The organism is Streptomyces spororaveus (assembly GCF_016755875.1).
In the GTDB taxonomy this organism is placed as follows: domain Bacteria; phylum Actinomycetota; class Actinomycetes; order Streptomycetales; family Streptomycetaceae; genus Streptomyces; species Streptomyces spororaveus.
In genome coordinates, this window is record NZ_BNED01000005.1 from 485,203 (window position 1) to 505,946 (window position 20,744).

Sequence of the window (20,744 nt, forward strand, 5' to 3'; positions counted from 1 at the left end):
GGCAAGGGGCCGCGCAGACTCCGTTCCTTGCGTACCGAAGAGCCGGAAAAGGCCGCGTACACAAGGAAATTGACGGATTGTCAGAGGTAGGCCGGAGGCCTAGGCCGGGCGAACCGCGGCTTCGATGCCGGCGAGCTGGGCGGCGAGGATCTCTTCGAACGCGGCGCGGCGATCCTCCCCGAGGGGGCGGACGTCGCGGGCGAAGTGGGCCAGGGCCGGGAAGCGTTCGGGGTCGGCGCCCAGAACCGCCACGCGGAACAGCTCCATGCCCTGCTCATGCTCTGCCGGGGTGACGGTGCTGACCCCGGCCTCGGAGGCGATCAGCGCGGCAAGGAGGACCGCGAGCCGGTGGTAGCGCGCCGGGATCTCCTCGTCGGGCAGTCCCGACGCGCGCAGGGCCTGCAGCACCTCTTCCATGACCAGCCGCGAACCGGTGCCGCTCGACGCATAGCGCCCCCAGACCGCGGCGAGTTGGGGCTGCTGCCCGAAGGCCTCTCTCGCACGCAGGGCCAGGGCCGTGATGCGCTGCTTCCAGTCGCCCTCGGGGCGGTAGCCGTCCATCGCGGCCAGGAGGATCCGGTCGGCGACGGCGCGCAGCAGTTCGGTCTTGCTGCGGAAATGACGGTAGAGGCTGGAGGAATCGGTCCCGAGGGCCGCGGCCAGCTTGCGCACGCTGAACGAATCCGTGTCGCTCGTGCGCAGCAGCTCCGCCGCCGCATCCAGGATCTCTTCGGTCGACCAACGCCTTCGGCCTGCCATCTTGCTCCTCTCACCGGATCGCATCCTACCTGTGCACTTGGTGTTGCACGCACCGCGTGCATAATGAGGACATAGGCGTGTCGGTCGCGACGGCCCGCCACTCGTGCCCTGCTGGTCCGGGTCGGGCGAGCGATGCGGTGCTCGCCCCCGGGGAACACGAAAGGACGCATGACGTGAAGAACCCACTGGATGGCGCGGCGCTGGACGCGGCCATCGAAAACGTCCACCGCGCCGGGATGCCCGGCCTGTTCGCCGAGGTGCGTGACGGCGAGCAGGTCTGGCGCGGCGCCGCGGGGGTCGCCGATGTCGCCACCGGTCGCCCCGTCACCGCCGACATGCGGCACCGCGTCGGCAGCATCACCAAGACCTTCACCGCCGCCGCGGTCCTGCAGCAGGCCGAGAGCGGCCGGATCGGCCTCGACACACCGATCGGCCGCTACCTTCCGGGACTGGTCCCCGGGGAACGCGGTGCGGCGATCACGGTCCGGATGCTGCTCAACCACACCAGCGGCCTCGCCGAGTACCTCCCGTACGCCTACCCCTCCCTCAAGGCGTTCCCCTCCCTCGCGGACACCGGGCCGCAGAGCCTGGACGACCACCGGTTCACGCGGTTCGACCCTGCCGAACTGATCAGGACGGGGGTCACCGCACCTGCCGTCGGCATCCCGGGCGGACGGCCGGGGGTGTACTCCAACACCAATTACCTGCTCCTCGTCCAGCTCCTGGAACAGGTGACCGGCACCACGGCCGAGCAGTACATCACCCGGAACGTCATCGAGCGCGCCGGGCTCCTGGACACCGAACTCCCCGCCGGACCGTACGTCGACGGGCCGCACTCGCAGCTCTACGAGGCGTGGTTCGGCATGATCGACCCGCCGCGCGACTACAGCGTCTACGACATGTCATGGGTGGGGCCGTCGGCCTCGCTGATATCGACCGTCGCGGACCTCAACCGCTTCTACGCCGCACTGCTGGCCGGGGAGATCGTCGGCCCGTCGTCGCTGGCGCAGATGCAGCGCACGGTCCCGGTCGTCTCCCAGGAGGGCAGGACGATCGAGTACGGCCTCGGTCTGCACCCGATGGAGGGTCCCGGTCCCGGTCAGGGCGTCTTCTGGGGCCATGGCGGCACGGTCTGGGGTGGCGGGGCACTGGCCATGACCCGTGCCGACGGCAAGCGGCAGATGGCGGTCGCGGTGAACCTGCAGCGGTGGAACAGGCTCGACTCCGCCGGCGTACCGCAGCCCCATCCCGTCGACGGCGCGCTCGCGGCCCTGTACCGCCTGGCGATGTACGGCTGACCGGGACCGGGCTCAGCCGAGTGTGTTCATCAGGATGATGGCCAGGAGGTCCAGGAGGATGACGGCGACGACGACGCCGATCGTGAACCAGGCCCTGCGCGATTCGTCCATGCCTACGAGTCACCTCCCGACCCGGGCGGGCCGTCGCGCGGTCCCGGGGACGGCGCGACGGCCTCGTCCACCTCCGGCCATCATGACCCGGTTCCGGGCGGAGCACAGTTCGGGACCCCGCCCCCCTCCCGCCCGGGACGCCCGAGGCAGGTCAGGCGACCCAGGTCCCGGTCATACCGACGACCGCCGAGCCGTCCTGGTCGGCCAGCTTGGTCCCCGTGAAGTCACGGGCCCACTGCGAGGTCTGGATGCGGAAGGCGGGCCGGTCGGCGGTGAGCGCCTCCATGACGGACTCGGCCGCGCCGGCCGGGGTCTGCGCGCCGTTCAGGAACTGGCCGACCGTGCGCTCGACGTAGTGGCGCAGCGCGTCGGAGTACGGGCCGGCCGCGGCGATCCGGGCCTCGAGGTCGAGGCCGATGTTGTTCACGAACTCGGTCGCCACGGCGCCGGGCTCGATGACGGTCACGCTCACGCCGACGGCGCCCGCGACGGGGGCCAGGCTCTCCATGTACCCCTCCACCGCGAACTTCGCCGCGCAGTAGGCCTCGTTGAAGGGCTGGCCGACGACGCCGCCGACGCTGGTGACGGTGATCAGGCGGCCGCCGGTGGCCCGCAGGTGCGGCAGCGCGGCCTTGGAGACGTTCAGTACGCCGAAGAAGTTGACCTCCATGACCTCGCGTACGTCGGCGACGGATTCGAGTTCCAGGGTGCCCACGTGCCCGGCACCGGCGTTGTTGACGACGGCGTCCAGCCGGCCGTAGTCGGCGATGACGCCCTCGACGGCGGCGGCGACGGAGGCCTCGTCGACGACGTCGAGCTGTCGGATGTCGAGCTCGACGCCCGCCTCGACGGCGGCCTTGCGCAGGGCGTCGGCCCGGCCGGTGTCACGCAGGGTGGCGACGGTACGCCAGCCCGCCTGGGCGGCGGCGATCGCGGCGGCCAGGCCGATGCCGGAGGAGGTGCCGGTGATCAGGACGGTGCGGTCGGAGGCGGAGGTGGAGGAGGTCGACATGGCGGGGCCTTTCAGAGGGCTGGTTTATGTGCGTGCACACACACCATAAAATTATGTGCGTGCGCACGCAAGCTCTAGACTGCCGACATGCCGAAGAAGCTCACCGAAGCCGAGATGCCGGCGGCCGACTACGCCTTCTACGGGCTGGTGTGGGCCGGGACGGTCATGACCGATCGCGTCGACCGGGCCCTGGTCAAGGCCCATGACCTCCCCGTGTCCTGGTTCGAGGTCATGCTGTGGCTGGCCTCCAGCCCCGAGCCGGTGCCCGCGTCCGTACTCGGCAACAGCACCCTGCTCAGCCGCAGCCAGGTCTCCCGCGTCGTGGACGCCCTGCAGACCCGGGGTCTGGTGACCCGCACGCCCTCGGCGCGCGACGCGCGGTCGGTGGAGGTCTCCCTCACCGAGGCGGGCCGTACGGTGTTCGCCGAGGCGGACGCCACCCGGCGCGAAGCCCTGGCCCCGGTCTTCACCGAGCTCCTGGACGAGCGGGACCTGGAGGCGCTGGGCACCGTGTGGCGCAAGCTCAAGGCGGCGAAGGCCGCGGAGGCGGCGCGGGCCGATCAGGAGCGCGCCAGGTAGTCCCCCGTCCGGGAAGGGCCGGTCGAAGCCGCGACTCTGCCCCGCGGCACACTCAGCCGAGCCGGTAGTCGAACCAGATCCGGTGGGTGCCGTCCGCATCGACCGCCATGCCCCCGGCACCCGCGATTCCCGCCAGTGCGCCGGTGCCGCTGGAGGGCACGATGGTGAAGAACTCCGCCGTGCGGTCACTGCCGGACGTGGTCGCCGAGTGCACGAAGTTGAAGGACCCGTCCCGGCCGTTCAGTGAGCCCTCGAAGGACTCCATGGCGACATAGGTGCCGACGCCGGTCTCCTGGTCGAACGCGGCGGTGAACAGGGTCGCGGAGCGGCCGGCCACCTCGCCCTCGAACGACTTCTCCATGGTCGCGACACCGACGGGGAGCCCGGTGGTGACGGCAGGCTCCGGCTTCAGCCCGGTCGGGACGAACGCTTCGACGCTGAACGTTCCAGTAGCTCTCATGGACCGACCGTAGCGGTGGGCACCGACAACGCGCCGCCGGCCGGGACGGCGCGGCGCCACGCGCGGCGCCGGCGGCGCTGTCAGTCGGGGTGCCCGTCCGGGGTGAGGGTGGCGGCGGCCGCGAAGAGGCGGGCGCAGCGCCGTGTCATGGCCTCCGGAGTCTGCTCCGGGTGCTTGACCCACCAGCGGACGAGGGTGGCGACCAGGTCCCGCCAGACGTACTTGAGCGCGTCGGCGTCCAGCGGGTCGGTGGATCCGGCCTCGCGCAGCAGTTCCGCGGTGCCGCCCGCGGCGAGCCGGTCGATGGCCGCCCAGTACTCCGAGGCCCGGCGCGCGGCCTCGCCTCCGGACGGCAGGCTGGTGTCGTACAGCACGAACCACGCCTCCCGCCGGCCCTCCAGGGCGGTGAAGATGCCGTGGAGCACGCGCAGCGGCGTGTGCGGAGCGGCCCCACCCTCGCCCATCGCCGCGCGGATGGTGCCCAGCAGCCGGTCCCCGACCGGGACCAGACAGGCCACGTACAGGTCTTCCTTGGTACCGAAGTACTGGTGCAGCAGCGTCTTGGTGACACCCACGCGGGCGGCGATCGCGGGGAGCGACGCGGCCGCGTAGCCGTGCGCGCCGAACTCCTCCGTGGCCGCTTCCAGCATCTGCCGGCGGCGGTGCTCCCGCGGGACTCCCTTGGTTCCGGCTTTCGACGCATGCGAGGAAGGGGTTGCCATGAGCCGATATTATCAGTAGGTAATTTACCGCTAGGTAAATTACCTCGACCCCTGGAGCGCCGCCATGGCCGGCACCACCCCGCAGCCGACTCCTCCGACCTCCCGCACCCGCTCCTGGTGGGGCTGGGGCTGGACGGACGCGCATCCCGACGACGCCGAGTGCGCGGCGATGGGCGCCCTGCTCCCCGGCACCCTCGACCGTCCGCTCCCGGTTCCCCGCGTCCGCGACCTGGCGATCGCCGCCCCCGCCGCCGAACCCCCGGGGAGCCTCGCCCACCTGGTCAGCACCGATCCCGGGGACCGGGCCGCGCACGCCATGGGCAAGGCCTACCGTGACGTGGTGCGCGCCCTGCGCGGACGCCCCGGCCGCGTCCCCGACCTGGTGGCCCGCCCCACGGACGACCGGGGCGTGGCCGATCTGCTGGACTGGGCCGGCGAGCGGCAGGTCGCCGTCGTCCCCTTCGGCGGGGGCTCCTCGGTCTCCGGGGGCGTCGAGTACCGCGGCGATGCCCACCGGGCCGTCATGTCCCTGGACCTGACCGCCATGGACCGCGTACTGGAGGTCGACACCGAGGGCCGCGCGGCGCGCATCCAGGCGGGCACGCTCGGGCCGAGCCTGGAGGACCAGCTGCGGCCCCACGGACTCACCCTGCGGCACTTCCCGCAGAGCTTCGAGTTCTCCACGCTGGGCGGCTGGCTCGCCACCCGGGCCGGCGGCCACTACGCCACCGGCCGCACGCACATCGACGACTTCGTGCAGTCCCTGCGCGTCGTGACCCCGGCCGGCACCAGCAGCTCCTGGCGGCTTCCCGCCTCGGGGGCCGGCCCCTCCCCCGACCGGCTGTTCCTGGGCTCCGAAGGGGCCCTCGGCGTCATCACCGAGGCATGGGTCCGTCTGCAGGAGCGCCCCCGCCACAAGGCGTCCGCCGCGGTCGCTTTCCCGGACTTCCAGGACGCCCTCCGCGCGGTGCGCGCCCTGGCGCAGTCCGACCTCTCCCCCGCCAACTGCCGTCTGCTGGACTCCGGTGAGGCCGCGCTGTCGGGCGCGGCGCACGACGGCGCCTCCGTACTGGTCCTGGGGTTCGAGTCGGCGGACGAACCGGTGGCCGGCCGGCTCGAACGGGCCGTCGCCCTGGCCCGTTCGCACGGCGGACGGGACGACGGGACGGCCGGGGGCGGCGGTGCCCAGGAGAGCCCGCACGGCGACGCGGCCGTGAGCGCCTGGCGCTCGGCGTTCCTGCGGATGCCCTACCTCCGCGACGGCCTGGCCAGGATGGGCGCGATCGCGGAGACCTTCGAGACGGCGGCCACCTGGGACCGCGTCCCCGGCCTGATCGAGGAGGTGCGCAGGGAGGTGGGCGAGGCCGCGGCCAAGGCCACCGGTTTTCCGGCGACCGTCAACTGCCGTCTGACGCACGTGTATCCGGACGGCGCGGCGCCCTACTTCACCGTGCTGGCGGCGGGCCGGCCGGGCGACGAGGTCGCCGTCTGGGACGACCTCAAGGCCGTCGCGAGCGAGGTCCTGCACCGTCACCGGGCCACCATCACGCACCACCACGCCGTCGGCCGGGACCACCGCCCGGGCTACGACCGCCAGCGCCCCGATCCCTTCGCCCTCGCCCTGCGGGCCGCGAAGGGGGCACTCGACCCCCGGGGCATCCTCAACCCCGGGGTACTCGTGGACTGACCGGGACCCGCGCGTACGCCGGTGCCCGGGGGCACCCCGAAGGGGCCGGGTCCGTCGGACGACGGCCCCGGCCCCTTCGGTCGGCGTTCGGCGCTCCGCCGGACGCCGTCAGACGCGGTCGGCCGCGATCAGGACGTACTGGAAGGAGCCGTCCTTGTAGGACTCGATGAACGCCTCTTCGATGCCGGTGACCAGGGAGGACGTGGCACGCAGCTCCCAGTACGGCAGGGTGTCGGGCGTGAGGTCGATGACGGCCTGCGGCACGAGACGGTTGTCGGCCATCGCGCGCAGGTACTCCCGGCGCGAGTGGATGTTGCACTCGAAGTGCGCGTTGATCTGGGACACCCACTTCGACGGCTGGCCGTAACGCGGGTTCCAGCAGCCGGTGATGGTCACGTACCGGCCGCCGACCTTGAGGACGCGCGAGTGCTCCGCGAAGAGGTCGTGCAGGTCGACGTACATGCTGGACTCGTTGTTCCACGAGCCCGCGGCCTGCCCGGTCTCGAACGGCGTGCCGAGCATGTTGCAGACCCGGGCCCGGACATGGTCCTCGATACCGAGTTCCTGGGCGCGCCGGTTGGCGAAGTCGGCCTGCTTGGCCGACAGGGTGACGCCCTCGACCTTGCATCCGAAGCGCTGGTGGGCCATGACCATCGAACCACCGCGGCCGCAGCCCGCGTCGACGAGGGTGTCCTCGCGTCCGATGGGGCCGAGGTGATGAAGGAGGAGCTCGGCCTGGGCCGACTCCAGGCGGTGGAGCTCGGCGATCAGCTTCTTCTCGTATGCGCTGTCCTCGGTGTCGCCGAGGGCGGCGTGGTCGATGTCACCGATGCCGTAGTGGTGGTGGTAAAGGCCGTCGACGTCGCCGAGACGCAGGTTCACGGGCCTGGCCTCGCGGTCCCAGTAACGGGCGATGTCCCCCTGATAGGGAGTCACCGGGGCGGGGATGAACACGGAGGAGGTACCGGCGGCGGCGGTGAGATCGGTGCTAGTCATGAACAATTCCCATCTTTACCAGAAATCGGGCAGGCTATAGCGATAGGTGTTGGTCTGGTGCCAGTAGTGGTTGCCGTCGACCCATACGGCGACCCCGCGCAGGAAGCGCTGAACGCTCGGGACGGGGCAGGTGGCGGCCAGGTCGGCGGCCGCGGCCTCGAAGTCGCGCATGAGGTCGTTGTGGACCTCGACGGCCTTCAGATACGCCTCCTGGTCGGAGCAGCCCTCACGTTCGGCGATCACCACCGGCAGGTTCATGTGCCGTCCGGGAGCGGCCAGTTCCTTGGTGTAGGAGTACAGGTCGTTGACGATGGTGGTGGCGTTTCCGGCCAGCGCGATCACCCGTTGCATGGCGGGCTGCGCGTGGAGGTCCGCGGGCAGTTCGTAGCCGCCGACGGCGTCGGTGATGGTGGGGCAGGGGCGGAAGTTGTTGAACTGGCGCATCGCCAGGTACTCCCACACCTCGGGGACGTACTCCGTCTGTGCCCAGGCCCCCTCGGCGAGATAGCCCATGTGCAGCCGGGCCATGTCGTGCCGGAACCGGTCGGCCTGCGAGGGGGTGCTCGCCTGGAGGAAGTACTCCATGGCGGAGCGGTAGGCGCGCCGGGGTGCGTCCGACAGGAGCGACGCCTCCCAGTCCGGCGCGTACTCCTTCGTCGTGTGGAGGGGGTCCAGAGCGGTGTGCGCCAGCAGCAGGCGTCCGCCGAGGCCCACGGGCGAGCCGCCGTGGTCCTCGCAGTAGCAGTCGTCGACCGCGTTCTCGGCGACCATCAGCCGGGTGGCGAGCATCAGGTGGTCGATGCTGGGGGCGTCCGGATGGCAGGCGACCATGTAGCGCCCGACGGAGAAGCCGTCGAACTGGTCCTCCCAGTCCTCCGGGTAGAGCGACACCTCGTCCAGCGCCCAGGCCTTGATCCGGCGGCTGAGCTCCTCCACCCGCACCGGATCGGGCTCCGGGACCGGGTGGTGGTAGAGGCCCGGGATCGGACGGCCCGCGACCGGGGCGGGTGCGCCGGGCGCCGCGGCCGCCGTCGGCTCCTCACTCCGGGCCCAGTGCAGGCTCGCCGTGCCCAGACCGCTGGGGCCGCGCAGGATCCGTTCGAGGGCGGCACCCGGCTGCGGCGCCGCGGCCGCACCCGCACCCGCGTCGGGTACGGGTGCGGGTGCGGACACGGGTGTCAGTACGGGTGGTCCTGCCGGCAGGCCGGACGGCGCGGGCGGGGACGGCAAAGCGGGCTCGACGGGCCCGGCGGCGAGGGCGTTGGCGAGAATGTGGGCCCCGAAGGACACCACGGCTGCGGGCAGACTCGACTGCAGAGGGGAAGGCCCAGGATCGGGCATCCGTAACTCCTTGGAGAGGTAAGTGGGTTGTCCCGGATCCCGGGCGTGCTCGGCGGGCCAGGACAGGGGCGGGTCCCCCGGCTGTCACGGCCGTCGGGCAGGTCCTCTTAGTCCCGCCTGCGGGCGATCTGCACGTTCTCCAGCACTCCGAGCGCGTCGGGCACCAGGATGGCGGCGGAGAAGTAGGTGGTGACCAGGTAGGAGATGATCGCCTGCTCGCTGATCCCCATGAAGCGGACGGACAGACCCGGCTCGTACTCCTCCGGCAGGCCGGTCTGACGCAGACCGATGACGCCCTGGTTGTCCTCGCCCGTTCGCATGACGAGCACCGAGCTGGTGTTCTCCTTGCTGATCGGGATCTTGTTGCAGGGCAGGATCGGGACCCCGCGCCAGGCCGGGACCTGCTGCCCGCCGACGTCGACGTGGTCCGGGTAGAGCCCGCGGGAGTTGAACTCGCGCCCGATCGCGGCGATCGTCCGGGGGTGGGCGAGGAAGAACTTGGAGCCGCGGCGGCGGCAGAGCAGCTCGTCGAGGTCGTCCGGGGTCGGCGGGCCGGAGTGGGTCTGGATCCGCTGCTTGAAGGCGGCGTTGTGGAGCAGACCGAAGTCCCGGTTGTTGATGAGCTCGTGCTCCTGGCGCTCGCGCAGCGCCTCGATGGTGAGCCTGAGCTGTTCCTCGGTCTGGTTGTGCGGCCCGTTGTAGAGGTCGGCGACCCTGGTGTGGATCCGCAGGACGGTCTGCGCGATGGAGAGTTCGTACTCGCGGGGCTTGAGTTCGTAGTCGACGAACGCGCCGGGCAGGTCCGCCTCACCGGTGTGGCCGGCGGACATCGCGATCTCGGCCTCACCGTGCCGGTTCTGGCGCTGCTGCGGGAGCGAGCTGAACCGGTTGATGTGGTCCTGGAGTTGCGGTGCCGCGGAGAGCACGGAGGCGAAGTCGCCGCGGGAGAGGGTGAGCAGGATGCCGGGGGTCTCGGCGGTGGCCGTGTAGTCCCAGGTGGCGTCGGCGTCCAGCAGGGCGTTCTCGCCGAACCGGTCGCCGTCGGCGAGTACGGCGACGGCGACGTCGTCGCCGTACTTGCCGACGGAGGTCTGGCTGATCCGGCCGTGGGCGATCAGGTGGATCTGGTCGGCGGGGGCACCGCGCTCGACGATCACCTCACCGGCCCGGAAGTCGCGCTGGACGCACCGGCCGGCGATCGCGGTCAGGACCTCGTCGTCGTCGAAGCCGCGCAGCAGGGCGAGTTCACCGAGCTCGCGCGGGATCACCCGGACGTTCGCGCCGTCCTGGACGAACTCGATCGTGCCGTCGCCCACGGTGTACGTCAGCCGGCGGTTGACCCGGTAGGTACCGCCCTTGGTCTCCACCCAGGGGAGCATCCGCAGCAGCCAGCGGGAGGTGATCTCCTGCATCTGCGGGGCGGACTTGGTCGTGCTGGCAAGGTTGCGGGCAGCCGCCGTGCTCAGGCTGGACTGCCGCGGCGGCTCCAGCTGCGCTTCCGGGCTGGTGTCAACGGTCATCGGGCGAGCTCTCCTTCGCAAGGGTGGCGACCGGCGCGGACGCGCGCGTCACCGGGGAACGAGGAAAAAGGGGGGCGAATATCCGGGAATCCGTACAGATCCGGGGGAACAGTAACGGCGGGTACACCCACTTGAGCCTGAAAACCGTTGGCATTACCTCGAAGCGGTGATCTTGCACTTCAGGTGGTTTGCCGGGGTTATGAACGATATTCGGCCTTACCCACGAACGCGGCCGAAAAGCGGCGCGGTGGTCACCTCGTACGGCGGCCGCCTTCACCTGATAGGGCGCGCCGGGCCCCGGGGGCCTGAGTGGGGTGTACCACCAGTGCACCCTCGGGGGTGCCGATGCGAGGGGAACCGAATTGATCACGTTTGACGTCTTCGGGGAAACACGACCGGCCAGGAAGAGGAGAACCTGACGTGACGACCCCGGACACATCGACGTCCCGACGCGCACTGCTGGCCGCCGGGGCGGGGGTGGCGCTGGCCGCCGCACTGCCCGTGGGTGTGGCCCGCGCCGCTTCGCCCGGGTACGGCGAGAAGGGCGCCGTGGCGGGGCTTCGCGCGCTGGAGCGCGAGTACGGGGCGCGGCTGGGGGTGTACGCGCGCGACACCGCCACCGGCCGGACCGTGGTCCACCGGGCCGACGAGGCCTTCCCCATGTGCTCGCTGTTCAAGACCCTCGCGGCGGGGGCCGTGCTGCGCGACCTCGACCACGACGGCACCCGTCTCGCCAAGCGCGTTCACTACACGCTCCAGGACGTCACGGACGCGGGCGGCGGGTCGGTCACCGGGCGGCCCGAGAACATCGCGGGCGGCCTGACCGTGGCGGAGCTCTGCTCGGCCGCCATCGCCCAGAGCGACAACGCGGCGGGCAACCTGCTGCTGCGCGAGCTCGGCGGCCCCACCGCGATCACCCGCTTCTGCCGCTCGCTGGGGGACCGTACGACCCGTCTCGACCGGTGGGAGCCGGACCTGAACTCGGCCGAGCCGTCGCGGGTGACGGACACGACCAGCCCCCGCGCGATCGGGCGGACGTACGCCCGGCTCGCGCTCGGCGACGCACTGGACCCCGGGGACCGGGAGCGGCTGAACCGGTGGCTGCTGTCGAACACCACCAGCGGGGACCGTCTGCGGGCCGGGCTGCCGAAGGACTGGGCCGTCGCGGACAAGACGGGCGCCGGTTCGTACGGGACCAACAACAACGTCGGCATCGGCTGGCCCCCCGGACGTCCGCCGGTGATCCTGGCCATCCTCTCGACCATGCCGGAACCGACGGCGCCGCGGGACAACACGCTGATCGCCAGAACGGCGAAGCTGCTGGCGGACGCTCTCGCCTGACGGCGGGCCGGGGCTCCAGGGGCCAGGGCCCGCCGGCGCCCGGTCGGCGCGGGCCCCCGGTCACTCCCGGCGCAGGCGCAGTCCGTCCAGGTTGAGGTCGAGGAGGCGCTCCGCCTGGGCCCGCTGCTCGGGGCCGGCCGAGGTCAGGGCGATACCGGCGAGGGCGGCGAACATGTCGGTCGAGCTGATGTCGGAGCGGATCGCACCCGCGGCCGTACAGGCCTCCATGAGGGAGGTGAGGGCGTCCTGGATCATCCTGCGGCTGTCGGCGTAGGGATCGCTCCCCGCCGCGAGGACCGCCCGCATCGCGTCGGCCATGCCCATCTTGGCGGTGGCGTAGTCGATGAAGCGCCGCGTCCAGGCGCGCAGGGCCTCGTACGGCGGCATGGCCCCCAGGAGGGCGGGGACGGAGTCGCACAGCCGGGCGACCTCGTTCCGGTAGGCCGCCTCGATCAGGGCTTCCCGGGTGGGGAAGTTGCGGTAGAGGGTGCCGGTGCCCACACCCGCTTCCCTGGCGATGCGCTCGAAGTGCGCCTCCAGCCCCTGCTCGGTGAACACGCGCACGGCGGCGGCCAGGATCTTGTCCCGGTTGCGCTGCGCGTCGGCCCTCAGCGGGCGTCCTGCGTCTGCGGCCATCAGCGGCTCTCCCTGCTCCCCACTTGCTAAGTGGAGGCGCCTCCACTTACGGTGACTGAAGTGGCGGCGCCTCCACTTTCACCTTAGGGCATGCCCTCGGCCTGTCCCCGTTCCTCTCCCGAAGGGATTTCCGCCATGCCGGGAATCGAAGGCAAGGTCGTGGCCGTCACCGGCGCCGGCAGCGGTATCGGCGAGGCCACCGCCCTCCTGCTCGCCGAGCGGGGCGCCAAGGTGGTCCTCGGCGCACGCCGCACGGAACGGCTGGAGGCCCTGGCCTCCCGGATCGAGCGGGCCGGCGGCCGAGCCGCCTGGATCCGTACGGACGTCACACGGCGCGCGGACGTGTGCGGCCTCGTCGACCTCGCGCGAGAGCGCTACGGCAGACTCGACGTCCTCGTCGGCAATGCCGGGGTCGGGCTCATCTCCCCGCTCGACGACCTGCGCGTCGAGGACTGGGAGGAGATGATCGACGTCAACCTCAAGGGCTTCCTCTACGGGATCGCCGCAGCGCTCCCCGTCTTCCGCGAGCAGGGCTCCGGACACTTCGTCAACATCGTGTCCACCGCGGGCCTGCGCGTCGTGCCGCTCCAGTCGGTGTACGCGGGTACGAAGAACGCCGTGCGCACGATCTCCGAGGGCCTGCGCCAGGAGGCCGGGGACAGCCTGCGCGTGACCGTCGTGTCGCCCGGGGCCGTCCGTACGGACTTCACGGAGCGCATGGACCCGCAGGCCCGGGCCCGGATCGACCGGATGATGGAGACCGCGCTGTCGCCGGACGCGGTGGCACGCGCCATCGCCTTCGCCGTCGAGCAGCCGGACGGTGTCGACGTGGGCGACATCGTCGTACGGCCCACCGCGCAGGCCTGAGAGGGGGACCGGCACCGGCCGGCGCGGCCGGGCCCGGTCAGGCCAGGCCAGGCCGGTCCGGTCCGGTCCGGTCCCCCGGGACCGCGTCCCTACGGGGCCATCTCGTACGTGTCGGACAGCGCCTCGACCCGCGCCCAGACGCGCGCCGCACGCTCCTCGTCGACGACCGGGCGCCGGACCGCACCCAGCGCCCACTCCTGCTGGGCCGCCGTCGCGGAGTCCTTCCCGTACAGCTCGACCGCGTGCCCGGAGAAGTCGCGCACGAGGACGGAGAACAGCTCGTCGAGCACGGACGCGTCCAGGTCCGTCAGACGGGCCTGCTCCAGGATCAGCTGTCCGTACACGACCAGCGCGAACAGCTGGCCCACGGAGAGGAGGAAGTCGAGGTCCCGGCTCTGCTCCTCGTCGGGGGCGACGGTGGCCACGAACGCGCAGAGGGCGTCGGCCTGTTCGCGGAACCGGGCCACGTTCGCCACGCCGGCGTACGCGTCGTAGGCGGTCCGCCAGTCGTGGAACTGCACGGAACCGAGGCCCCGGGCCGGGCCCTGCTGGAAGAGGAAGGCGTCGTCGGCCGCGTCGAGACGGGTCGGTACGGCCGGGTACTCGGCCGGGTTCAGCAGGTGGTTGCGCATGAACTTGAGGATCAGGGCGAGGTTGACGTGGACCGTGCCCTCCAGCTTGGGCAGTCCGCGGATCTCGATGGCCGCCTGCGCGAAGTAGTTGTCCTTCTCGAAGCCCTTGGCGGCGATGACGTCCCACATCAGGTCGATGACCTTCTCGCCCTCCGTGGTCACCTTCATCTTCGTCATCGGGTTGAAGAGCAGGTAGCGGCGGTCGTCCGGGCCGGCGGAGCGGAAGTAGTCGACGGCGCGGTCGCTGAAGAGCTTCATGCCGACCAGGCGGACGTACGCGTCGGCCAGCTCCCGGCGCACGTGCGGGAAGGCGGTGACGGGGCGGCCGTAGAGGACCCGGTTGTGGGCGTGGGTGACGGCCTCGTACATCGCGTGCTCGCAGATGCCGATGGAGGCGGTGCAGAGGTTGAACTTGCCGACGTTGACGGTGTTCAGGGCGGCGTCGAAGGCGGCCCGGCCGGTGTGCAGGACGTCCTCGGCGCGGACCGGGTAGTCGTCGAGGCGGAACTCGCTGACGTACTTGGAGGAGTCGACGACGTTCTTCACCAGGTGGTACGCCGGGTGGCGGCTGTCGGCGGCGAAGAAGACGTAACCGTCGGGGCCCTCGATGTCGGTGCGGCGGCCGAAGACGGAGACGAGGCCGGCGGCGTTGCCGTTGCCGATGTAGTACTTGGAGCCGCTCGCGCGGAAGCCGGCCGCACCGGCTTCGTCGACGTACGGCCGCAGCAGCATGTCGGTGGAGTAGATGTCGGCGCCGTGGGTCTTCTCGGACAGGCCGAAGGCGAAGACCTCGCCCTCGGTGAGGAGCTGCGCGGCGCGGGTGCGGGCTTCGGCGTTGTCGCTCTGCCAGACCGGGCCGAGGCCGAGGATGGTGACCTGCCAGGCGTACCAGTAGTCGAGGCCGTAGAAGCCGAAGATCTCGTTCAGGGCCGCGATCCGCGCGGTGTCCCAGCGCTTGTCGTTCTCCCCGTCGAGGGCCGCGGCGGCCGGGGTCAGGAAGGTCGCGAAGAGGCCTTCCTTCGCGGAGAAGGCGAGGAAGTCCGCGAGCCAGGCGCGGGAGCGGTAGTCCTCGATCAGGCGGCGCTTGCCGCGGCTCTCGAACCAGTCGACGGTGGCGCGCAGCAGCCTGCGGGTCTCGGGGTCGAAGTGCGCCGGGTCGTAGGTGTGCGGGTTGAAGAGCAGGGCGTCTGCCATGGAGGTTCACCTTCCGAGGGGTTGGAGGAGGGGAGGGGAGGCCGGGCGCATGCGTGGGGGGGGCGGTGCGGCGCGGGACCGTGGGCGGTCCGGCTGCCGCGCCGCGGCACGACGAGGTTCAGGCCGTGGAGGTCGGCGGGGGCCCGTCGAGCCGGTGGAGGGTGGCGAGGACGTCGTCGAGCCAGGCGATCGTCATCCGCTCGAACGCGATGCCGCCGCGCAGCACGACGTGCTGGAGCTCCTGACCGGCGTCGAGCGGTGCGGGGGCGTCCGGCCCGGTGAAGTCGCGCAGTTCACCGGCGAGGTAACGGGTCAGCCGGTCGCTGTGGGCCCGCAGGTGCCGTTCGACCTCGTGGATCAGCGCGGCCGGGTCGTCGAAGGCCGCGCCGCGGATCTTGACGGCGAGGTCGTGGCGGAGGCTCTCCGGTTCGATCGGCTCGTGCAGCCACGCGGCGAGGGCGGCACGGCCGGGGCCGGCCACGGAGTACTCCTTCTTGTCCGGTCGGCCCTGTTGCGGGACCTCGCGGACGGCCAGCAGCCCGTTGCCCTCCATACGCCCCAGCACGCGGTAGATCTGCTGGTGGGTGGCGGTCCAGAAGTAGCCGATGGACCGGTCGAACCGGCGGGCCAGCTCATAGCCGGAGCCCGGCTTCTCCAGCAGGGAGACGAGGATCGCGTGGTCGAGCGCCATGCCCCGATCTTTCTATGCAACTCGTTGCATAGACAAGCGGCAGCGGTCAGGTGAGACGCGGCTCACCCGGACCCTGCCCTGGACCCTGCCCCGGACTCCCCCCGCTCACTCGGCGCCGAGCCGCGCTCCTGTCCAGACGAGCGCCGGCGGGATCTCCCGGAGCCAGGTGTTGAAGCTGTGGCCGCCGCTGTCGAGGATGATCGACGAGACGTGCGCGGGCGCCTTCACCTTGCGGATGAACTCCTGGGTCTCCCCGTAGTTGGGCTCGCCCCGCAACGAAGAGGTCACCAGGAACGAGGAGTTCCCCTGCGGCTGGTGGTCCAGGTGCCACAGCAGGTCGGACCGCTTCTCCTCGTCCTTGTTCCCCTTGAACAGATCGCCGGAGTCCTTGTCGATCTCGGGCCGGTATTCCGCCGACAGGCCCACGCCGACCGCGTACGCCTCCGGGTGCTGCACCGCCATCTTCAGGGCGCAGTAGCCCCCGGTGGAATCGCCGATGATCCCCCAGCTCCGCGGCCCGGCGCCCACCCGGTACGCGCCGGAGACCGCCTTGACGACGTCCGCGCCGAAGAAGGCCTCGCTCTGCGGGCCCCCGGGGACGTCGACGCACTGGGTGTTGGGCGCGGCGATGGTGGGCCGCATCATCACCAGGATCATCGGCTGCATGCGCTTCTGCTTCGCCAGGCTCCAGGCCAGCCTCGGGTAGTGCAGCTTCTTGATGAGGTTCTCGGCCATGCCCGGGTAGCCGGTGAGGACGACGGCGGCCGGGAACCTGCGCTGCTCGTCGCTCTTGTCGAAGTACTCCGGCGGCAGGTACACGTACGCCTCGGCGGCGGCCCGGGACCGCTCGCCGTGGATCGTCACCTTCTCGATCACGCCGCCCACGCGCGGGTTCCGGCCGCCGGGCACCTCCGGGGCCTGCCGGCCCAGGACCTCCAGGGCGGCGCCGCCCGGCGCCGCCGGGGCCTGGCGCTTCGTACCGGCGAGGTCGGCCCAGGAGTCGTAGAGGAGGAAGGTGCGGTTGGCCGCGGCCCCGACCGTCGCGAGCACCATCAACTGCACGAGCACGAGCAGCCCGACGCGCCCCAGCACCCGCCGGGCGCCCCGCCGCCCCAGCCGGGGCCACAGCCATACCGTGAGGGCGAACAGCAGTGCCGTACACACCGCGACGCTCGCCATGAGCGTGCCACTCGTCAGACCCATGAATCAGTGAACTCTCTGCGCCGTCCCGATCCGGACGCTCGGGCCCGGAGCGCTACCAGCGGGTAGCGCACCAGGCAAGAGGGACGGACGGGGCCTCGCGTTCCCTCGCAGAGCCACAGGTCCCCTTGGTGAGGTACGGATCGCGGGCGAGGTCGAAAGCCGGCACCGCCCCCGCAGGCGCCCCGCCGGGCCGCTATGCGGGCCAGGCCCTGCTGGAGGAGTAGCCGATCCGAAGCGTCCGTCCGGGCGATGCACGGGAACCCGGGGTCACCTGCGGGCGTTGGTGCCACCATAGGAAGGCGATCAGCGGGATCCGACTTCCGATGACTCCGAGGGGAGCCGTTCATGAGCACGGCGAAAGACCTGTTCATCATCGCCATGGACCCGCAGCCGGATCATTCGGTGGGCCAGGGTGATCTGTCGCTCGCCCTCGCGGGCGCCGAGCTGATCGATCTCCTCGACGCGCAGGCCGCCGTCCTGGACGGCGACCGCATCGTGCCGGGCGGGCAGCCCGCGCTCGACGACGAGCTGCTGGCCGAGGCCTCGTCGGCGCTCACCCGCCAGACACCGTACGAGCGGGTCGAGGACTGGCTGTGGCGCCGCGGCCGTGAGCTCTCGGCCTCCTACCAGGCCACCCTGGAGGAGGCCGGTCAGCTGACGCGCGGACGCCGCGGCCTGCTGCCCTTCGGCACCGATCGCCTGGAGGTGGCCGATACGCCAGCCCTCCGTCGGGCCCGGACCCGCTGGGAGGACGACGAGCCCGTCCTCGCCTCCCTCGCCGCGACCGTGGGCATCCGCGGCCCGCGATCCGAGGACGAGCCGGGCCTGGACGACGAAGCGGTGACGACCGTACTGGCCGTCGTCGGCGACGCGGTGATGGAACTGGAGGCCGTACGCCAGCGGCGATCGATCGAGAACGCGGCGTTCGCCAACGTCTGGCGCGTCCCCTGAGCGCGGCCGGCACCCGGCGGGCGCAGCGCCCGCCGGGCCCACGTCAAGGCCGTCGCGGGCCCACGCCGCGCGCCTGAAGCTGCCGACGGGCCGTCGACCAGACGGTCGCGAACTCATCGGCCGACACCGGCTGCGGGTCGTGCCCCTCCCACTCGGAGATCGGTACGTACGTGGTCAGACCGTAGACGCTCTCGTACTCTCCCGCCCGGCCCGCGTCCTGGGCTTCCTGCCATTCGGCCAGTGAGGCGGCGGCCAGAGCCTTGCCGTCGGGCTCGTGCAGCTCCACCTGCCGGAGCACGTAGCCGTCGGCGTCCAGCTCGAAGTAGAACCAGACGGCTTCCTCGTCCCAGAAGCAGCGGAGCCTGCGCGTCACTCGTCCACCGCGTCGAACGGCTCGTCGTGCCAGCGCCAGCCTGCGGTGCCTTCCGCGTGGATGTGCAGCATGAACTCGGCGACCGGGCTGCCGTCGGGGAACGTCATGGTGAGCGCACCGCGGATCCGGGTGTAACAGTCGTCGGCCCGCTCCCAGTCCTCCTCGTCGACGGCCCGCTCCTGCTCGGCGAAGAGGGCGCGGAACTCCTCGAAGCCGGGAAGTGTCACCACCTCGGCGTGAGTCCAGGGCATGTCGGCGCCGACCACGCTCAGCCGGGCTATCTCCCGGTCGCCGTGGTGGAGCCGCCAGACACTGCCGTCGGACAGGTTCGGGTTGGTCATGCCCCCATGATGACGCTCACCACTGACAGGCGGGACGGACGGTCCGGTCAGCCGGTGTCGAGGACGAGGTCCGCGCGGTGGCGGCCCCGGGCGACGAGGCGGGCGTTGGCTTCGTCCGAGCGGGCCACCCACGCACGCGCGGACGCGGGGTCCTTGCCGTGCCGCACATGACGGTCGATCAGCCGGTCACGGCGCAGGTCCTCGGCCGGGGCGAGGTACCAGGCCTCATCCAGCAGCGGGCGTACCGGAGCCCACTCCCCCGCGTCGTGCAGCAGGTAGTTCCCCTCGGTGATCACGAGCGGTACGTCCGGAGGTACGGCGATGCTGCCCGCGATCGGCTCCTCCAGGGAACGGTCGAAGGCGGGCGCGTAGACCGTGGGCCCGTGCGGTGCGCGCAGCCGGCGCAGCAGGGCGACGTAACCGGCGGCGTCGAAGGTGTCCGGGGCGCCCTTGCGGTCGGCGCGGCCCAGCCGGTCCAGTTCGGCCCGGGCGAGGTGGAACCCGTCCATCGGGACCACCACGGCCCGGTCCGGCCCGAGGGCGTCCGCGAGCCGGGCGGCCAGTGTCGACTTTCCGGCCCCCGGGGGCCCGGCGATGCCCAGGACACGCCGCTCGCCCGGGGTGGCCAGCGCCCCCGCCCTCACTGCCAGTTCCGTCGTACGCATCCGCACATCCTGCCCGAGGGGTACGGCCCGACGTGCGTGAGGTACGCGTGGATGTGCTCGACAGGACCTCCGAACTCACCGGGCGGGCGCCGCCGTTCCGGTACGGGTCGCGTGACACGCGCCGGAATCACGGGTGGGGGCGGCCGTCCCGTCGAGGGTGTCGCCGCGGACCGGCCGGACAGGCCTACGATGTCCGTTATGCCCGGTACGGTCGCCGTTCTGCACAACCCGCCGCCCCGCGCACGGCTGCGTACCGCCACCCGCCTGGCCGTATGCGCCGCCGTGCCCTGGTTCCTCTGCCTCTGGTGGGGCACGAGCACGGTCCCGGTGCCCGCCGCCCTTCCCGCCGTGCTGATCCTCCGTGAGGACGTGTACGCCGCCCCGCGCCTGGGGTGGGACCGGCTCGTCGGTGTCGTCGTGGGCGTGGCGCTGAGCACGTTCGTGCTGCACTGGCTGCCGCCGCCCTCGGCCTCCTCCGTGACGTCGGCGTCGGCGGCGGCCTCGGTCTCCTTCCTCGCGGTACTGGCCTGCGGCTGCGCCGGCATGTACCTGATGTACCGGGACGGCGCCCCCAACCAGCAGGTCCTGATCACCGCACTGGTGATCTACGCGACCGCCGTCCCCGGCTACGCCCTGGCCCGCCTGGTGGAGAGCGTGGTCGGCATCGCCTGCGTCGTCCTGCTGGGACCCCTGCTGTGGCCGCCGGCCCCCTACCGGTCGGCCGCCGCCGGGCTGGACGCGTACCGGAGCGAGGTCGGCGGCCTCCTCGGCTCGGTGGCCGCCCGGCTCACCGGCGGCGGACCGCCCACCGCCCCGGAGCTCCCGGAGGGGGCAGTGCCGTGGACGCTGCCGCAGGACGGCCTCGCCGCCTACGACCGGGCCGCCCGGCGCGCGCGGCTCCCCCGGCCGTACGTGCGCGCCCCGAGCCGCCCGCCCGACGGGCTCGGGGCGCGGCTGCGGCTCGCCGCCCGCAGTGCCCTCACCCTCCAGTACTTCGCCCAGGAGCTCCGGGAGCGCGCCCGTGCCACCGGGACCACCGGGACCACCGGCGACACCGGCCGGGGCGGGCCGCCCGGTCCCGGCACACCGCCGCCCGGCCCCGGTGCGCCGCCTCCCGATCCCGCCCTGCGCGACCTCGCCCCGCTGGTGCGCGCCACCGCCCGCGCGCTCGACGCCGCCCTGCGCGGCGAGGACTGCGCCGCGGACCTCGAACGGGCCCGCGGCCTGGACCTCGCCCACCGTGCGGCCCACCCCACCCGGCACGACGCCGTCCTGCGGGCGGGTCTCCACCTGACCCACGAGGCCGTCGCCGACCACCTGTCGACCCGCCCCTGACGTCCGTCACCGAGCGGTGCCGGCCGGGCC

The 20,744-nt window shown here is 72.0% G+C and carries 21 protein-coding genes; 7 read left to right on the top strand and 14 right to left on the bottom strand.

Annotation, left to right across the window (positions count from 1 at the left end; genetic code table 11):
• Window positions 1-99 precede the first annotated feature (99 nt).
• Window positions 100-759, bottom strand: a complete 660-nt coding sequence (locus Sspor_RS04880) for a TetR/AcrR family transcriptional regulator (protein WP_202197929.1) — start codon at window positions 757-759, stop codon at window positions 100-102.
• Window positions 760-932: 173 nt separating this feature from the next.
• Here Sspor_RS04880 and Sspor_RS04885 point away from each other — a divergent pair, with 173 nt between their 5' ends.
• Window positions 933-2,057, top strand: a complete 1,125-nt coding sequence (locus Sspor_RS04885; RefSeq protein WP_202197930.1) for a serine hydrolase domain-containing protein — start codon at window positions 933-935, stop codon at window positions 2,055-2,057.
• A gap of 262 nt (window positions 2,058-2,319) precedes the next feature.
• Here the strand turns inward: Sspor_RS04885 and Sspor_RS04890 are convergent, their stop codons facing one another.
• Window positions 2,320-3,180, bottom strand: a complete 861-nt coding sequence (locus tag Sspor_RS04890; RefSeq protein WP_202197931.1) for an SDR family oxidoreductase — start codon at window positions 3,178-3,180, stop codon at window positions 2,320-2,322.
• An 87-nt stretch (window positions 3,181-3,267) separates the two neighbouring features.
• Here Sspor_RS04890 and Sspor_RS04895 point away from each other — a divergent pair, with 87 nt between their 5' ends.
• A complete protein-coding gene (locus Sspor_RS04895; RefSeq protein WP_202197932.1) occupies window positions 3,268-3,759 on the top strand; it encodes a MarR family winged helix-turn-helix transcriptional regulator in 492 nt (163 codons plus the stop codon).
• Window positions 3,760-3,811: 52 nt separating this feature from the next.
• Here Sspor_RS04895 and Sspor_RS04900 read toward each other — a convergent pair whose 3' ends face one another.
• The gene (locus tag Sspor_RS04900; protein WP_202197933.1) at window positions 3,812-4,219 is read right to left on the bottom strand and encodes a DUF3224 domain-containing protein; all 408 of its coding nucleotides are present in this window, start codon (window positions 4,217-4,219) and stop codon (window positions 3,812-3,814) included.
• Between the two features lie 80 nt (window positions 4,220-4,299).
• Window positions 4,300-4,941 carry a TetR/AcrR family transcriptional regulator gene (locus Sspor_RS04905; RefSeq protein WP_202197934.1) on the bottom strand — a complete coding sequence of 214 codons (642 nt, stop codon included), beginning with the start codon at window positions 4,939-4,941 and terminating at the stop codon, window positions 4,300-4,302.
• 64 nt (window positions 4,942-5,005) lie between these two features.
• On the opposite strand from Sspor_RS04905, the gene Sspor_RS04910 reads away from it, so the two are divergent.
• Window positions 5,006-6,628 (top strand): FAD-binding oxidoreductase, encoded by a 1,623-nt coding sequence (locus Sspor_RS04910; protein ID WP_202197935.1) that lies wholly within the window; start codon window positions 5,006-5,008, stop codon window positions 6,626-6,628.
• 108 nt (window positions 6,629-6,736) lie between these two features.
• On the opposite strand, the gene Sspor_RS04915 is transcribed toward Sspor_RS04910, so the two are convergent.
• From Sspor_RS04915 to Sspor_RS04925, 3 genes are all read right to left on the bottom strand, one after another.
• Window positions 6,737-7,624, bottom strand: coding sequence for a geranyl diphosphate 2-C-methyltransferase (locus tag Sspor_RS04915; protein WP_202197936.1), 888 nt, complete (start codon window positions 7,622-7,624; stop codon window positions 6,737-6,739).
• 15 nt (window positions 7,625-7,639) lie between these two features.
• Entirely contained in the window at window positions 7,640-8,965 is a 1,326-nt protein-coding gene (locus tag Sspor_RS04920) for a family 2 encapsulin nanocompartment cargo protein terpene cyclase (protein ID WP_202197937.1), read from the bottom strand.
• Window positions 8,966-9,072: 107 nt separating this feature from the next.
• Complete coding sequence (locus tag Sspor_RS04925) at window positions 9,073-10,485, bottom strand: family 2B encapsulin nanocompartment shell protein (RefSeq protein WP_202197938.1); 1,413 nt, start codon at window positions 10,483-10,485, stop codon at window positions 9,073-9,075.
• A 420-nt stretch (window positions 10,486-10,905) separates the two neighbouring features.
• Between Sspor_RS04925 and bla the strand changes: the two genes are divergently transcribed.
• A complete protein-coding gene (gene bla / locus Sspor_RS04930) occupies window positions 10,906-11,826 on the top strand; it encodes a class A beta-lactamase (protein WP_202197939.1) in 921 nt (306 codons plus the stop codon).
• 60 nt (window positions 11,827-11,886) lie between these two features.
• Here bla and Sspor_RS04935 read toward each other — a convergent pair whose 3' ends face one another.
• Window positions 11,887-12,462 (bottom strand): TetR/AcrR family transcriptional regulator, encoded by a 576-nt coding sequence (locus Sspor_RS04935; protein WP_202197940.1) that lies wholly within the window; start codon window positions 12,460-12,462, stop codon window positions 11,887-11,889.
• Window positions 12,463-12,597: 135 nt separating this feature from the next.
• On the opposite strand from Sspor_RS04935, the gene Sspor_RS04940 reads away from it, so the two are divergent.
• Window positions 12,598-13,329, top strand: a complete 732-nt coding sequence (locus Sspor_RS04940; protein ID WP_202197941.1) for an SDR family oxidoreductase — start codon at window positions 12,598-12,600, stop codon at window positions 13,327-13,329.
• A gap of 89 nt (window positions 13,330-13,418) precedes the next feature.
• Here the strand turns inward: Sspor_RS04940 and Sspor_RS04945 are convergent, their stop codons facing one another.
• The 3 genes from Sspor_RS04945 to Sspor_RS04955 all read right to left on the bottom strand — a co-directional run bounded on the left by Sspor_RS04945 (window position 13,419) and on the right by Sspor_RS04955 (window position 17,049).
• A complete protein-coding gene (locus tag Sspor_RS04945) occupies window positions 13,419-15,155 on the bottom strand; it encodes an acyl-CoA dehydrogenase family protein (RefSeq protein ID WP_202197942.1) in 1,737 nt (578 codons plus the stop codon).
• Between the two features lie 118 nt (window positions 15,156-15,273).
• On the bottom strand, window positions 15,274-15,846 hold the full coding sequence (locus Sspor_RS04950; protein WP_202197943.1) for a PadR family transcriptional regulator: 573 nt from the start codon (window positions 15,844-15,846) through the stop codon (window positions 15,274-15,276).
• A gap of 105 nt (window positions 15,847-15,951) precedes the next feature.
• A complete protein-coding gene (locus Sspor_RS04955) occupies window positions 15,952-17,049 on the bottom strand; it encodes an alpha/beta hydrolase (protein WP_202197944.1) in 1,098 nt (365 codons plus the stop codon).
• Between the two features lie 345 nt (window positions 17,050-17,394).
• Between Sspor_RS04955 and Sspor_RS04960 the strand changes: the two genes are divergently transcribed.
• Window positions 17,395-18,000, top strand: a complete 606-nt coding sequence (locus Sspor_RS04960; RefSeq protein ID WP_202197945.1) for a GOLPH3/VPS74 family protein — start codon at window positions 17,395-17,397, stop codon at window positions 17,998-18,000.
• A 43-nt stretch (window positions 18,001-18,043) separates the two neighbouring features.
• Here Sspor_RS04960 and Sspor_RS04965 read toward each other — a convergent pair whose 3' ends face one another.
• From Sspor_RS04965 to Sspor_RS04975, 3 genes are read right to left on the bottom strand one after another with little or no spacing between them, the layout of a single operon-like run.
• A complete protein-coding gene (locus Sspor_RS04965) occupies window positions 18,044-18,373 on the bottom strand; it encodes a hypothetical protein (RefSeq protein WP_202197946.1) in 330 nt (109 codons plus the stop codon).
• Complete coding sequence (locus Sspor_RS04970) at window positions 18,370-18,714, bottom strand: hypothetical protein (RefSeq protein ID WP_202197947.1); 345 nt, start codon at window positions 18,712-18,714, stop codon at window positions 18,370-18,372. The genes Sspor_RS04965 and Sspor_RS04970 overlap by 4 nt, the downstream gene beginning before the upstream one ends.
• A 47-nt stretch (window positions 18,715-18,761) precedes the next feature.
• On the bottom strand, window positions 18,762-19,379 hold the full coding sequence (locus Sspor_RS04975) for a nucleoside/nucleotide kinase family protein (protein ID WP_202197948.1): 618 nt from the start codon (window positions 19,377-19,379) through the stop codon (window positions 18,762-18,764).
• Window positions 19,380-19,577: 198 nt separating this feature from the next.
• Here Sspor_RS04975 and Sspor_RS04980 point away from each other — a divergent pair, with 198 nt between their 5' ends.
• On the top strand, window positions 19,578-20,714 hold the full coding sequence (locus tag Sspor_RS04980; protein WP_202197949.1) for an aromatic acid exporter family protein: 1,137 nt from the start codon (window positions 19,578-19,580) through the stop codon (window positions 20,712-20,714).
• Window positions 20,715-20,744 lie beyond the last annotated feature (30 nt).